This is a genomic window from Aquincola tertiaricarbonis (assembly GCF_023573145.1).
Classification (GTDB): domain Bacteria; phylum Pseudomonadota; class Gammaproteobacteria; order Burkholderiales; family Burkholderiaceae_C; genus Aquincola; species Aquincola tertiaricarbonis_B.
Genome location: NZ_CP097636.1, coordinates 522,100 through 536,649 on the forward strand (window position 1 = coordinate 522,100; position 14,550 = coordinate 536,649).

Sequence of the window (14,550 nt, forward strand, 5' to 3'; positions counted from 1 at the left end):
GGGTGTTGTTCATAGCCTTGGAGATGGGAACTGATGTTCAAGCCAACCTGCCCCTCGAAGCTGTCGGTAGCGCTGGCGCTGGCCTTTGCCAGCGTCGCGATGCCGGCGTACACGGCGGACTCGCACGACCACGCGGATGACAGCGGCGCCGTGCTGTCCATCGTGGTGCCGTATGCCAACGAGGGCCAACTCGCCTTCGCCACCAAGCTGCTCGACCACCCGTACGTCGACCAGAAGAAGATGGAGATCCATGCTGAGGTGGCCCCGGCGGAGATGGAGGCGCTGAAGGCCGCCGGCCTGTCGCCGGTGATCAACGAGGCCGAAACCGCGCGCATCCAGCACTTCATCCAGTCGCGCGCACAGGACGTCAAGTCGGGCGGCATCGCGCGCGCCCTGGGCGTGGCCAAGCCCAGCAGCATCGCCAACGGCGTGCACTCGTGCTACCGCACGGTCGAGCAGATCTACCAGACCTACGACGAGCTGGCGGCCAAGTACCCCAAGCTGGTGAAGATCAAGACCCTCGGCAAAAGCTGGATGGGCGAGAAGCAGGTGATCCCGGCCGTGGGCACCAGCGTGCCGGACAACTCGATGTCCTCCTTCGCCAACCTGCTGATCAAGTACCTGCCGCCGTCGATCGTCACGCGCTTCAACCTCAGCCTGTTCCCCGTCGACCCCAGCCCCATCAAGGCCATCGTCGTCGGCAACTTCGAGAAGCAGGATGCGCAGAGCGAGGCGCCGCCCAACATGGTGTGGACCGGCGGCATCCATGCGCGCGAGTACGCCCCGCAGGAAGTGGGCATGAAGTTCATCGAGTGGCTGCTGGCCAACTACGACACCGATGCCAACGCCCGGATGATGGTGGACACCAACCGCTACCACTTCATCGTCCACAACCCGGATGGCCGCAAGCTGGCCGAGCAGGACATCTCGGCGCGCCAGCGCCGCAACCTGAACTACGAAACCGCGGCCTGCACCACCGTCAACAACCAGGGCGTGCCGAACACCCTGAGCTCCGGCGTCGACCTCAACCGCAACTATCCCTTCGGCTGGGCCACCGGCGGTGCCGGCGGCTCCGATGGCAACGTCTGCGGCGACACCTACCGCGGCATCGCCCCAGCCTCCGAACCCGAAACCAAGGCCGTGCTGAACTACATCCGCGGCAACTGGAACCAGGCCGCCTGCAAGTGGGAGGGCGGCGCGCTGCCCGACGGCCGCCCCAAGAGCACCACCTACTGCAACCCCGAGAACCGCGACAACAACGGCACCGGTGAGCTGGACTGGAAGACCGGCGCCAGCGACGAGTACGGCGGCGGCGTGTTCATCGACCTGCACAGCAATGCGCGCGCGGTGTTGTGGCCCTGGGGCGTGGAGCGGGCGGAGAACGACTTCAACACCCACACGCCCAACAACAAGGGCATGGCGGTGATCGCCCAGCGCCTGGCGTACCACAACAACTATTCGTCTCAGCAGCTGCTGAGCTACAACACCGAAGGCACCACCAAGGATGCCGCCTACGGCTACCTGGGCGCGCCGGCCTACACGGTGGAGATGGGCCGTTCGTTCTACGAGGACTGCGGCGTCTTCGAGCGCGAGACCTACCCGGAGAACTTCAACGGCTTCCACTACCTGAGCCGGGTGCTGCATCGCGTCTACAAGCTGCCCTTCGGCCCTGACACGGTGAACGTGATGATGGGGGCCAGCTCGGTGCAGGCCGGCAACAAGGTGACGGTGACCGCCACCGTGGACGACAACCGCTACCGCTACAGCAACGCCGGCCAGTCCACCATCAAGCCGCCGCCCTATCCGGTGGTCTACAACATCACCGGCGCCAAGGCCTATGTGGACAAGCTGCCCTGGGAGCCCGGTGCCGTGGGCGTGGAACTGACGCTGTCCACCTCGTCGCAGGCCAGGTCCGACTTCCCCGATGCCACCAAGACGGCCACCGGCGAGATCAACACCGCGGGCCTGACCCCCGGCCGCCACATGGTCTACGTGCAGGGCACCAATGCCGATGGCAAGCCCGGCGCCGTGTCGGCCGCCTTCCTGGACGTGACCGCCGCGCCGGCCGACGCCGACGACGGTGACAGCGGGGGTGGTGCGCTCGGCTGGTTCGACCTGGCCGCCATGGCCGCCGGCCTGGCCGCACTGGCCGGCCTGCGCCGCCGCCGCAACCACTGAACAAGCAGAACACGAGGATTCCCATGAACCTGACGAAAAAGCGCCTGATCGATGCGCTGTGCCGTGCCTCGGTGGCGGCTTCCGTGGTGACGCTGGCCGCCTGCGGCGGCGATGGCGATGACGACACCCCCGCACCGCCGCCGCCGGCGCCCACCGCCCAGCTGAGCGGCGTGGTGCTGGACGGCGCCCTGGCCAATGCCAAGGTGTGCCTGGACACCAACGACAACCGCAGCTGCGACGCGGACGAGCCCAGCACCACCACCGCCGCCGATGGCAAGTTCACGCTGACGGCCGATGAAACCAAGCTGCCGCTGCACCCGGTGCTGGCCGTGGTGACGGCCGGCACCACCACCGATGCCGACTATGGCGCCATTGCCAAGGGCTACACCCTGGCCGCGCCGGCCGGCAAGGGTGCGGTGATCACGCCGTACACCACGCTGCTGCAGTCGGAGCTGGACGGTGGCCGGGCCGAGAACCTGGTGCAGGCCGAGCGTGACCTGCTGGACCGCCTGGTGGGCGTGGCCGGCGACGTCGGCGGCCTGACGGTGTACGACAACTACCTGCCGGTGGCCAACGAGGCGGCCACGCTGGCCACCAAGCGGGCCAAGATGTACGGCGTGGCGCAACTGCTGGCGCGGGGCTTTGCCGAAACCGCCGCCACGTCGGGCCTGACCGGCAAGCCCGGCATGGGCGCACTGGGCCTGGTGGCCACCGGCTCGCTGCAGCAGGTGGCCGCGCAGGTGGCGGCCCCGTTGTCGGCGGCCGACCGCGACACGCTGTTCAACGCGGTCAAGGACAGCCTGGTGCCCACCGCGGCCACGCTGCAGGGCATCGCTGCGGCGGCGGCCAAGACGGTCGCCGCGCCGATCGAAGGCGCCTGGACCGGCAGCCGCACGCTGCCCACCGGCGAGACGGTGAAGGAGCTGTACGTGTTCGCCGGCGACGGCACCTACGTGCACCGGGTGATCGAGACCAGCGCCGCTGCCACCAACACGGTGTTCGACAACGGTTTCGGCTACCGCTACGGCCGCTACACCTACGCGGCCAGCACGCTCACCACCACCGTGATCGAAGCGCAGGAAGTGGCCGGTCCGCAGGCCGGCGCCCTCACCGGCGTGACGGTGGCGGGCGACACGCTCACCGGCCCCAACGGCCTCAACCTCAGCCGCGTGAGCAGCGCCACCGACGCGCTGGTGGGCGCCTGGGTACGGCCCGACGGCAACAGCGAGCCCGAGGTGCTGGTGATGTTCGGTGACGGCACCTACGTGCACAGCACCTTCTACTACCAGAACGACCCGCAGACCGGCACCGCCAGCTTCTTCGAGACGGCCAAGTCGGCCGGCATGCGCAAGGGTGCTTACGCGCGTGCCGCAGCCGGCAGCTCGGTGGTGAACTTCGGCGAGACCACGGTGGCCTTCAACGGCAACCTGGCCATCCCGAGCAACCCGGGCGTGGGCACGGTGCAGCCGGACGGCAGCTTCTCGATGACCGGCCTGCGGCTGGTCAAGCTGGGCACGCCGGCCGGCGCCAAGGCGGTGATGGGCCTGTCGGAGGCCACCCGCTCGCGGCTGTGGTCGGGGCGGTACTTCAGCCGCACCGTGAGCGTGGCGGGCAGCAACCGCTTGCAGTACCTGTACGTGCGCGGGCCCAACGACGTGCTCAGCTTCCTGCAGGCGCCCACCGGGAGCAGCGCCACCACGGCCTGCAATCTGGCCGACAACAACGGTGCGGTGCGTGACTTGACCTCGGTCGATCCGGCGGACGGCAAGCTCAAGCAGTTCGTCGTGGGTACCGGCACGGCGGCCAGCGCAGGCTATGCCCAGCGCCGGCTGAATGTGGGCGTGCCCGGCAGCGTGGTGAGCTACCTGCCCATCACCCGGCCCAGCGACGCCACGGCGCGCTGCGCGCTGCCGCTGTAAGCCGAGGGTGCCCGCCGGGAGGCGGGCGCCTGTCTAGACAAGCAGGTTGGTCACGCCCGCCGCCACATGCCCCGCAGGCACATGGCTGGCGGCGTTTTCGATGTGGCCGGTCTGGTCGTCGAAGAAGAAATCGGGCTCGAACTCGCGCAGGAATTCGCCCTTGGGCAGGCCGCCCAGGAACATGGCGGCATCGACGTCGATGTGCCAGTCCATCAGCGTTCGGATGGCCCGTTCGTGCGCCGGCGCGCTGCGCGCCGTGACCAGCGCGGTGCGGATGCGCATGCCGGTGGCCTCGCCCTGCTGCTGCAGGCGGTGCAGCGCCATCAGCAGCGGCTTGAAGGGGCCGGCCGCCAGCGGCGTGACCGCATGCTCGCGTTCATGCAGCTGGAAGGCGTTGAGCCCGCCGTCGCGGAACACCCGCTCGGCTTCGTCGGAGAACAGCACCGCATCGCCGTCGAAGGCGATGCGCACCTCGTTCGGGTGCGCGTCCGAGGCGCGGCGCGAATGCGGAAACACCCGCGCCGCCGGCACGCCGGCTTCCAGCGCCGAGCGCACGTCGGCCTCGTTGGTGGACAGGAACAGGTGCGCGTTGAGCGGCCGCAGGTAGCGCCACGGACTTTCGCCGCGGGTGAAGACGCCGCGCTCGATGGGCAGCCCGTAGTGCTGCGCCGAGCGGAACACGCGCATGCCCGAAACCGGGTCGTTGCGCGAGAGGATGACCACCTCGGTCAGCAGCCGCGCCGGATCGTCGCCGTTGAAGGCCAGCAGCTTGTGCGCCAGTGAAAACGCGACGCCGGGCCGGGCCGGCTGCTCCAGTCGCTGCAGCTGCAGCTGCATGTAGGCGCGGTCGTCGTGCGCCTCGAACACGCGGTTCTCTTCTTCGAAGTCGAAGAGCGCGCGGGAGGAGAGCGCCACCACCAGGCGGCCGTCGAGCGAGGCGGGCATGCCTGGATCATAGGGTGCCTGCCCGGCCCCGCTGCAGCTTCAGTGATGAAACCCGATCGGCGCGCGCCGCGGGTTGGCGCCGGGCAGGTCGCGCAGCTCGATGCGGTCGCGGTGGTCCAGCCGGGCATTGCCGAAGGCGGCCATCCAGGCGCGGCGCATCTCGCGCGGGGCCATCTCGGCCATGCGCTCGAGCACCGGCTCGATCGGTTCGGGCTCGAAGCGGCGGCCCCAGTCGTGCGCGCCGCGGATGCTGCCGTACAGCCGCAGCGCGATGGTGCGGGCGGCGTCGCGGTCGGGCGCCTGCACTTCGTACACGTTCATGCGGTTGAGGATGGGCTCCGGGATCGCCCGCTCGTCGTTGGCCGTGGCCACCCAGATCACCTGACTGGCGTCGATCGGCACCTCGGCAAATTCGTCGGTGAAGCTGTGCGCGGTGTCATGCTCCAGCAGCGCGTACAGCGCGCCCAGCGGGTCGTAGGCCTGCTCGCCGCGCGCCTTGTCGATCTCGTCGATGACGATCACCGGGTTGGCGTAGGCGCCGTCCACCAGCGTCTCGAACACCTTGCCGGGGCGCGCACCCTTCCATTGCGAAGAGGCACCCGACAGCACCCAGCCGGCGGTCAGACTGCTCATCGAGACGAAGCCCATGCCGGTGCCCAGCAGCTGCGCCACCTCGCGCGCAAAGTGGGTCTTGCCCACGCCCGGCGGGCCCAGCAGCAGCATCGGCACGATCTCCAGCGCATCGCGGCTGTCGTGGCACAGCGCCAGCTGGCGCTTCACGTCGTCCAGCGCGTCATGGAAATTGGGCAGTTCGTCGTACAGGTGTTCCATCGCCGGCAGGCCCGACGGTTTCACCTGGAAGCGTTCCGCGCCTTTTTCGAGCATGCGCTCGTAGGTGGAGCGCAGATTTTCGTGCTCCTTGGCGGGAAGCTTGGCCAGCTTGCGCTCCACGTCGCCCATGCGGTAGACGCTGCGCATCTGCGCAAGCGGAATGGATGTTCCGGGTGAGACCGGAACCAGGTCGGTGGCGGGAGAAAGATCGCCCATGGAAGCCTCCTTGCTGTGCAGCTTGATTGCAGCGCAGCCGTGATCGCCCCAACGGGCGATCAACAGCGCAAACACGCCGCAATTGCCTATCGCCTGGCAGCAAGTATCGCGCCCGGCGCAAGGCGCCGCATCAGGTGAGCACCCGGTTGCCGCCGGCGTGCTGGGCGCGGGCCAGGGCCTCTTCGGCCAGCGCCATCAAGGCGTCCACGCTCAGGTCGCTGCCGGGCGGTGCCGTGGCCACGCCCACCGTCACGCTCACCGGCGGCAGCGCGGCCACCGCGGTGCGCACCCGCTCGCCGATGGTCACCGCGGTGTCGGTACCGGTCTGCGGCAGCAGCACCGCGAAGCTGTCGCCGCCATGGCGGGCCAGGGTGTCGTAGTCGCGCAGGTCGCGGCGGCAGGCGGCGGCCACGGCCTGCAGCGCCTGGTCACCGGCGTCGTGGCCGCGGCTGTCGTTGATGCGGCGCAGGCCGTCCACGTCGATCACCAGCACCGACAGCGGCACCTGCGCCCGCCGGCTGCGCGCCAGTTCGGCCTCGGCGAACAGGTAGAACTGCCGGCGGCTGTGGGCGCCGGTCAGCGGGTCGGTCAGGGCCAGGCGCTCGGCTTCGGCGTAGGCGTCGTGCACCTCATGCAGCAAACGCAGCAGCAGCCGCGCGGCGGAGGGCGCCACCAGCACCGCCGGCAAGGCGGCGCCGGCCAGCGGCCAGGGCCAGTGCACCAGCGGCACGTGGGCCAGCGTCAGCACCACGGCGGCCAGCCCGGCGGCCAGTGGCGCGGCAGCCAGGCAGGCCAGCGCCGCGGCGCGGCCCGGCGACAGGCGCAGCAGCCAGCGCCGCCAGGAGGCGCCCGCCGTGCTCGCGTCGCCCGTGCTCACTTCACCCAGGTGTTGAGCTGGATGATGGGCAGCAGCACCGCCAGCACGATGAGCATCACGGCCACGCCCATGGCCACGATGAGCAGCGGCTCCAGCAGCGTGGCCAGCGCCATCGCGCGGCGCTGCACCTCGGCGCCCATCTGCGAGGCGGCGCGCCCCAGCATGGCGGGCAGGGTGCCGGTCTGTTCACCCAGGCGGGCGAACATGGCCAGCAGGCCCGGAAAGCGCTTCTTGCCCGCCATGGCCGAGGCCAGCGGCGCACCTTCGCGCACGCGCACCAGCGCGTCCATCGCGTCGGCCCGCATCGCCCGGTTGGACAAGGTTTCGGCCGCGGCCTGCAGCGCCTTCAGGATGGGCACGCCCGCGCCGGCCAGCATGGCCAGCGTGCTGGCGAAGCGGGCCGCGTTGTAGCCGCGCGAAAGGCGGCCGATCACCGGCAGGTTGAGCCAGCCGGCATCGAAGCGTTCACGGAAGCCTTCGTTGCGCAGCGCCACCAGCAGCCCGCCGCCGCCCAGCAGCAGGGCCAGCAGCGCGATCCAGCCCTGGTGGCGCACGAAGTCGCTGATGGCCAGCATGGCCACCGTCAGGCCCGGCAGCGCGCGCTTGCTGTTGGTGAACACCGAGGCCACCTGCGGCACCACGTAGGTGACCAGGAAGATGACGATGACCACCGCGATGAAGGAGACGATGGCGGGGTAGAGGGCCGCGCCGATCAGCTTGGCGCGCAGCGCCTGCTGCTCTTCCAGGTCGTCGGCCATCTTCTCGAGCACGATGCCCAGCGCACCGCTCTGCTCGCCGGCGGCCACCACCGCGCGGTACACCTCGTCGAAGTCTTTCGGCGCGCTGGCCAGCGCGCGGGCGAAGCTGGCGCCGGCGTTCACCTCGCTCTTGAGGTGGGCCACCAGCTCGCGCTGGCGCTGGTCGTCGGCTTCGTCGGCCAGCGCGGTCAGCGCCCGCTCCAGCGGCAGGCCCGAGCCCACCAGGCCGGCGAGCTGGCGCGTCCAGACCGTCAGCCGGGTGGTGTTGAACACGCGCCGGCCGGTGCGTGCTGGCCCGCCTTCCAGCGACGAGCCGGTGGCCTGGGCGCCGACCTGGGTGACGGCCAGCGGCACCAGCGACTGCGCCCGCAGCTGCGCACGGGCGGCACGGGCGTTGTCGGCCTCCAGCAGGCCGGTGGAGGCCTTGCCGGCGGCGTCGAGGGCTTCGAATCGGTAGGCGGGCATGGGTCGCTAGGAGCGGGTGACGCGCAGCACTTCTTCCGGCGAGGTGATGCCGGCGGCCACCAGGCGGTCGCCATCTTCGCGCATCGAGCGCAGGCCCGAGCGGCGGGCGGCGGCGGTCAGCTCGCTTTCGGCGGCGCGTTCGTGGATCAGCGCGGTGACCTGCTCGTCCGAGCGCATCAGTTCGTACACGCCGGTGCGGCCCTTGTAGCCGCTCATGCTGCAGGCCGGGCAGCCCACCGGGTGCCACTGGCCCTGCGCGTCCTGCCGCTTGCAGGCCGGGCACAGCTTGCGCACCAGCCGCTGCGCCAGCACGCCCAGCAGGCTGGAGCTGAGCAGGAAGGGCTCCACGCCCATGTCGATCAGCCGGGTGACGGCCGAAGGCGCGTCGTTGGTGTGCAGCGTGGCCAGCACCAGGTGGCCGGTGAGCGAGGCCTGGATGGCGATCTGCGCGGTCTCGAAGTCGCGGATCTCACCGATCATGATCACGTCCGGGTCCTGCCGCAGGATGGCGCGCAGGGCCTTGGCGAAGGTGAGGTCGATCTTGGCGTTGACCTGCGTCTGGCCGATGCCGGGCAGCTCGTACTCGATCGGGTCTTCCACCGTCAGCACATTGGTGGTGCTGGTGTCCACCCGCGCCAGCGAGGCGTACAGCGTGGTGGTCTTGCCCGAGCCGGTGGGGCCGGTGACCAGCACGATGCCGTGCGGCTGCTTGATCAGGCGGTCGAAGGCCGAGAGCACGTCGCCGCTCATGCCCAGGCCTTCCAGCGTGAACTTCGATTCGGTCTTGTCCAGCAGCCGCAGCACGGCGCGTTCGCCGTGGGCGCTGGGCAGGGTGGACACGCGCACGTCGATCGCGCGGCCGCCGATGCGCAGGCTGATGCGGCCGTCCTGCGGCATGCGCTTTTCGGCGATGTCCAGCTCGGCCATGATCTTCAGCCGCGAGATCAGCGCCGCATGCAGCGCGCGGTTGGGCTGCACCACCTCGCGCAGCGTGCCGTCGACGCGGAAGCGCACCGACGAGCTGCGCTCATACGGCTCGATGTGGATGTCGCTGGCGCCGTCCTTGGCGGCCTGCGTCAACAGCGCATTGAGCATGCGGATGATGGGCGCGTCGTTGGCGGCTTCCAGCAGGTCTTCCACCGCCGGCAGGTCCTGCATCAGCCGGCTCAGGTCGACGGCGCTTTCCACCTCGCCCACCACGGTGGCGGCGCTGGATTCACCGCCCGCGTAGGCGCTGGCGATGCGCTGGGCCAGCGTGGCGCTGGGCTCGCGCTCGAAGGTGGTGATGTCGTACAGCCGCACCACCTCCGACAACGCCGAGGCGGGCGAGGTGTCGCCGCAGTACAGCGTCAGCTGCTCGCCGTTGTCTTCGAGCAGCAGCGTGTGCGTCTTGGCAAACGCGTACGGAAGAGGATGCCTCGCGCTCATCGCGACTCCTTCAGCGCGGCGCCGAGGCGGCGCCTTGCGGCGGCAGCACGCCCTGGCCCAGCGGGGCGGGCACCGGGGCGGTGGGCTGCGGCGGCAGCGCCGGCAGCACCGGCGCCTCGTTCACCGGGATCACCACGCTGGGCTTGGGTTGGCCGTCCTGCTGCAGCGCGCGGATGGATTCGTAGCGGTCGATGGTCAGCGAGTTGCTCGTGGCCTGGTCGCGGATGACCACCGGCCGCAGGAACACCATCAGGTTGCTCTTGACGCGCTTGCGCTGCTCGTTGCGGAACAGGTTGCCCACCACCGGCAGGCCGCTCAAGCCGGGTACGCGGTCCTCGCCGTCGGTGTACTCGTCCTTCAGCAGGCCGCCCAGCACCATGATCTGGCCGTCGTCCACCACCACGCTGGTCTCGATGCTGCTCTTGTCGGTGGTGGGGCCGGCGGTGGCGCTGGTGGACAGCACCGACGAGTTCTCCTGGTAGATCGTCATGCGGATGGTGCCGCCTTCGCCGATCTGGCTCTTGATGCGCAGCGTCAGGCCCACGTCCTGGCGCTCGATGGTCTGGAACGGCGTGACCGTGCTGCTGCCGGTGGTGTTGGCATAGGTGCCGGTGACGAAGGGCACGTTCTGGCCGATGACGATCTTGGCCTCTTCGTTGTCCAGCGAGATCAGGTTGGGCGTGGACAGCAGGTTGGCGCCCACGTTGTTTTCCAGGAAGTGCGCCACCGCGCCCAGCGTGAAGGTGCTGCCGATCTTGCGGACCACGCCCACGTTCAGGCCCGAGGCGATGGAGCCGACCGCGTTGGCCACGCCCGTGACCCCGCCTGCCGTGGCGGCCGTCAGGGCCAGGATGTTGTTGCCACCCACCGAAGAGTTGGTGCCCAGGCCCAGCAGCGTGCTGTCGCCGGAGTTGCCGAACAGGTGCTGCCACTGCACGCCGAACTGGCCCAGCTTGGTCGCATCGACCTTGACGATCATCGACTCCACATAGATCTGCGCGCGCCGCGAATCCAGCTGGTCGATGGCCGCGCGCACCTGCCGGTACAAGGGTTCGGGCGCGGTGATGATGAGCGAGTTGGTGGACGGGTCGGCCTGGATGAAGCCGCCGGTGGAAGGGCCCTGCGAGGCCTGCAGCGGCGCGGTGGCGGCCGAGCTGCCCGCGCCGCTGCTGTTGCTGCCGGTGCCGCTGTTGGTGATGCCGCCGCTGTTGGTCAGGCCGCCCAGGCCGGAGCCGCTGCTGCTGCTGCTGCCCAGGCCGCTGCTGCCGGACGAACTGCTGCCCCCGCCCCCGCCGCTGCCGTTGGGTGCGAAGGCGGCGCGCAGCACCGTCGCCAGCTTCACCGCGTCGGCATTCTTCAGGTACACGACCCAGATGTTGCCGGCCGGCCCGCCGTTGCGCATCGGCTGGTCGAGCCGGGCGACGATGGCGCGTATCTGCGACAGCTTGGCCGGGTTGGCGGCGCGCACGATCAACGAGTTGCTGCGCGGGTCGGCCAGCACCGAGCCGCTGCCGCCGCCGGTGGCCGCCGGTGCCGGCACGCCCGGGGTGGCGGCGCCGCCCGCGGTGTCGGACAGTCGCTGCACCAGCGCGGCCATGTCGCTGGCCACCGCATGCTGCAGCGGGATCACCTCGATGTCGGTGCTGGCCGGCTGGTCCAGCGCCGAGATGATCTTGCCCAGCCGCTGCAGGTTGTCGGCGTAGTCGGTGATCACCAGCGTGCTGTTGCTGGGGTTGGCGTTGATGGTGTTGTTGGCACTGATCAACGGCCGCAGGATGGCCACCAGGTTGTTGGGGTTCTCGTGGCTCAGCTTGAAGATCTGCGTGATCACCTGATCGCCGCGCGGCTGGCCCTGGCCGATGGTCACGGTGCCGGTCTGCAGCTTGGCGTCGGCCTCGGGCACCACCTTCAGCAGGCCGCCGCTTTCCACCACCGCAAAGCCCAGGCCGCGCAGGGCGGCCAGATAGTTCTGGTAGGCCACGGTCACCGGCACCGGCTGGTCGCTGTACACCGTGATGGTGCCCTTGACGCGCGGGTCGACCAGGAACTGGCGGTCCAGGATGGCGCCCATCGCGCGGGTCACCGCCTCGATGTCGGCATTGACGAAGTTGAGCGTGACGGGCGTGCTGGCGCGGGCGGCCACGGCGGAGGGGCTGCGCGCCGTCTGGGCGGCCAGCGGCGGCGGCAGCACCATGCCGCCACACACCAGGGTGGTGACCAGGGCGTGGACTCGGTGTTTCATGAAGTCATCCGATCGAGATGACGGACAGCGCACCCTGGCGCCGCCCGACGATGTTCAGCAGGTTGGACAGCGCACCTTCCTGGCCATCGACGGCCCGGAGCTCGCCGCGAAAGCGCAGCCGCCCTTCACCCCATTGGCCCTGGCCGCTGGCCTGCAGCGCGCCTTCGAGCGTGGTGAGCGTGATTGTGGAGGCGTTGCCGCTGGCCGCATCGCCGCGCAGCACCAGCTGGTAGCTGCCGAGCGTGTCGATGGGTGCGAGCGGCGTGGCCGCGTGCGTGAGTTCAAGCGTGGCTTCGCCGGTGAAGCGGCTGCGGCCGGCCACCTGTTCCAGCGTCAGGCCCGGCGTGCGCAGGCGTACGGTGCCGCTGAGCTGCACCGCATTCCAGGGCGTGCCCAGGCCGGCCAGCCAGGCCGCGGGCCACTGGCCCACCAGGCCGCCGTTGGCGGGCGGCAGCAGCGTCACGCGCAGCCGGTCCAGGCCGGGCTGCAGCTGCAGCACCAGCGGCGCTGCCAGGCAGCAGGGCTGGCGCAGCTGCAGCTCCAGCGACAGGCCGCGCCAGTGCAGCGACCATTCCAGCCGACCCGGCAGGGCGAGCGCGGTGCGGCTTTCGGGGCCGGCGGTGAGCACCGGCAGCGCGCTGCCCGACCACACGGTGCCACGGGTCTGCGTGAACAGCAGGTGCTGATCGGTGGCCGAGGCGATGCCACGCGCCAGCCAGGCCGCCGGCAGAAAGGCCACCACGCCGGCCAGCAGGCCCAGCGCGGCGCCCAGCAGCGCCCAGCGGCGGCTGCGCCGCGGCGTGGCCGTGTCGGTGGCGGCCGGCGCGATGGCGGCGCGTGCGGCCCGGCGTGGCCGCAGCGCAGTCCAGCGCGTCATGGGTTGTTGCCCGGCAACGCGACCACCAGCGTGCCGGAATGGCCTTGCGGGCCGCGGGTCAGGTTGGCTTCCACCGGGCGCGCCCGCGCGCCGCTGCGGGCTTCGGCCAGCCAGCGCCGCAGTTCGTCGCCATTGGCATTGGTCAGTGTCAGCGTGGCCCGGTCGCCGATGACTTGCAGCTTGCCGTGCTCGCCCAGCCGCTCGGTGCTGGCGCGCAGCGCGGCGCTGGCCTGCGTGAGGTTGATGCGCGGCGCGTTGCGCAGCTCCGCCGTCTCGGTGGCTTCGCGCCGCATCTGCTGCAGTTGGGCTTCCAGGCGGTCGATCTCGGCCGGTGCGCTGCGCAGTGTGCGCCAGGCGGGCTGCACCAGCAGCAGCCACACGACGGCCACGGCCAGCACGGCGGCCAGCGCCGCCACCAGCCGCCGTTCACGCTGGGCCAGGCTGCGCCAACGGGCGCGCAACTGGGCACGCACCGCGGCCAGGCCGCCCTGGGCGGGACTCAACACTGCATTCATGAAGTTCTTCCAGCCGGCGCGCGGCTGAGGGTCAGGGTGCCGTTGGCTTCTTCCACCTGCCAGCCGGCAGGGCGCAACTGGCCACGGAATTCTTCGATCTGCTGCGGGCCCCAGTCCAGCGCGGTGAAGCTCAGGCGGCCGGGCTCGAAGCGCAGCGAAGCGGCAGGCGCCGCGCCTTGCGGCCAGGCCGAGGCGGCCACGCTGAGCAGGCCTTCCAGGTCGGTGTCGCCGGGCTTGCCGGCGGCCACGCGCAGGAGCTCGGTCTCGCGTGACATCTGCAGCGGCGCGTCCAGCACCGCCCGCACCTGCGGATGGGCTTCCCGCAGCACCTGCTGCATGGCCAGCTTGCGGCTGTCGATCTCGCCGCGCTCATGCCAGGCCCAGAGGTTCAGGCCCACGATCTGCACCACCACCAGCGCCACCAGACCCCAGCGGGCGGGGCGGAAGGCGGGGGTCATGAAGCGGCGCCAGGCCTCACGCACCGCCTGCATGCCGCGGTGGCGCGGTGCCAGGTCGAACTGCCGCAGGTTCCAGCGCGAGCGCACGGCCTGCAGCGCGCGTTCGTCGTCCGACAGCACCTGCACCGGCGCGCCCAGCCAGGCCTCGGCCGCTGCGGCCGCGGTGGGGGTGGCGCTCCAGCGGGCGGCGGTGGCCAGCCACTGCGGCAGCATCTGGCGCGCCAGGCCGCCCTGCAGGCCCACGGTGAGCACGCCGTCGGCATCGGCCCAGGTCAACAGCGGCGGTGCCTCGCCATCGCTGCCGGCAGGTTCGCTGAAGTGGCCCAGCGGGGCATCGTCGGGCCAGGCCGAGGGCAGCACCCGTTCCACCGACAGGCCGGCGGTTTCCAGCGCCGCCAGGTGCATGGCCAGCCAGCCGCGCGGCGTGGCGGCAATCCAGGCGGGCTGGCCGGCGGCGGCGCCCGGCGCCACCGCCAGGTGCAGGGCCTCGGCGTCTTCCAGCAGGGCTTCTTCCAGCACGCCCACCAGGGCCGCGCGCAGCCGCTGGGCCGGCGCCCGGGGCAGGGTGATGCGCTGCCAGCTGACGTCGGTGTCGGCCAGCACGGCCACCACGGTGTCGGCCTTGGGCAGCAGCGCCGGGGCGCAGCGGCCCGCGCTGCCGACGGCCAGGCCGTCGCTGCTGAGCACGTAACCGTACTCGCTGGCGGTGCGCTCCACCGGGTCGCCGCGGCCCGGCATCAGCCGTTCGCGGGGCGGAATCTTGACGACGAGGATGGACATGGAGGGCGGAGGCTAACTTCTTTGGATGACAGCAGCAAATGAATAAGGAAAACGATTCCGG

Annotated in this window: 11 protein-coding genes; 2 read left to right on the top strand and 9 right to left on the bottom strand. The window is 70.8% G+C overall.

From position 1 onward, the window contains the following. The first annotated feature begins 33 nt into the window (after positions 1–33). Both MW290_RS16635 and MW290_RS16640 read left to right on the top strand, forming a co-directional pair. Positions 34–2,178 (top strand): M14 family zinc carboxypeptidase, encoded by a 2,145-nt coding sequence (locus MW290_RS16635; protein ID WP_250198825.1) that lies wholly within the window; start codon positions 34–36, stop codon positions 2,176–2,178. Between the two features lie 23 nt (positions 2,179–2,201). After that, positions 2,202–4,097, top strand: a complete 1,896-nt coding sequence (locus MW290_RS16640; protein WP_250198826.1) for a hypothetical protein — start codon at positions 2,202–2,204, stop codon at positions 4,095–4,097. 33 nt (positions 4,098–4,130) lie between these two features. Here the strand turns inward: MW290_RS16640 and MW290_RS16645 are convergent, their stop codons facing one another. The 9 genes from MW290_RS16645 to gspL all read right to left on the bottom strand — a co-directional run bounded on the left by MW290_RS16645 (position 4,131) and on the right by gspL (position 14,489). Continuing rightward, on the bottom strand, positions 4,131–5,042 hold the full coding sequence (locus tag MW290_RS16645) for a 5'-nucleotidase (protein WP_250198827.1): 912 nt from the start codon (positions 5,040–5,042) through the stop codon (positions 4,131–4,133). Between the two features lie 39 nt (positions 5,043–5,081). Then, the gene (locus tag MW290_RS16650; protein WP_250198828.1) at positions 5,082–6,089 is read right to left on the bottom strand and encodes an AAA family ATPase; all 1,008 of its coding nucleotides are present in this window, start codon (positions 6,087–6,089) and stop codon (positions 5,082–5,084) included. Positions 6,090–6,219: 130 nt separating this feature from the next. Further along, entirely contained in the window at positions 6,220–6,966 is a 747-nt protein-coding gene (locus tag MW290_RS16655; RefSeq protein ID WP_250198829.1) for a GGDEF domain-containing protein, read from the bottom strand. Beyond that, entirely contained in the window at positions 6,963–8,189 is a 1,227-nt protein-coding gene (gene gspF, locus MW290_RS16660; RefSeq protein WP_250198830.1) for a type II secretion system inner membrane protein GspF, read from the bottom strand. Before gspF ends, MW290_RS16655 begins: the two co-directional genes overlap by 4 nt. A 6-nt stretch (positions 8,190–8,195) precedes the next feature. Next, positions 8,196–9,617: a type II secretion system ATPase GspE gene (gspE, locus tag MW290_RS16665; protein ID WP_250198831.1), complete on the bottom strand. Its 1,422-nt coding sequence runs from the start codon at positions 9,615–9,617 to the stop codon at positions 8,196–8,198. Positions 9,618–9,627: 10 nt separating this feature from the next. Then, the gene (gspD, locus tag MW290_RS16670) at positions 9,628–11,859 is read right to left on the bottom strand and encodes a type II secretion system secretin GspD (RefSeq protein ID WP_250198832.1); all 2,232 of its coding nucleotides are present in this window, start codon (positions 11,857–11,859) and stop codon (positions 9,628–9,630) included. Between the two features lie 4 nt (positions 11,860–11,863). Continuing rightward, positions 11,864–12,736: a type II secretion system protein N gene (gspN, locus tag MW290_RS16675; protein WP_250198833.1), complete on the bottom strand. Its 873-nt coding sequence runs from the start codon at positions 12,734–12,736 to the stop codon at positions 11,864–11,866. Then, complete coding sequence (locus MW290_RS16680; protein ID WP_250198834.1) at positions 12,733–13,251, bottom strand: type II secretion system protein M; 519 nt, start codon at positions 13,249–13,251, stop codon at positions 12,733–12,735. The genes gspN and MW290_RS16680 overlap by 4 nt, the downstream gene beginning before the upstream one ends. Continuing rightward, positions 13,248–14,489: a type II secretion system protein GspL gene (gspL, locus tag MW290_RS16685; protein ID WP_250198835.1), complete on the bottom strand. Its 1,242-nt coding sequence runs from the start codon at positions 14,487–14,489 to the stop codon at positions 13,248–13,250. Before gspL ends, MW290_RS16680 begins: the two co-directional genes overlap by 4 nt. Positions 14,490–14,550 lie beyond the last annotated feature (61 nt).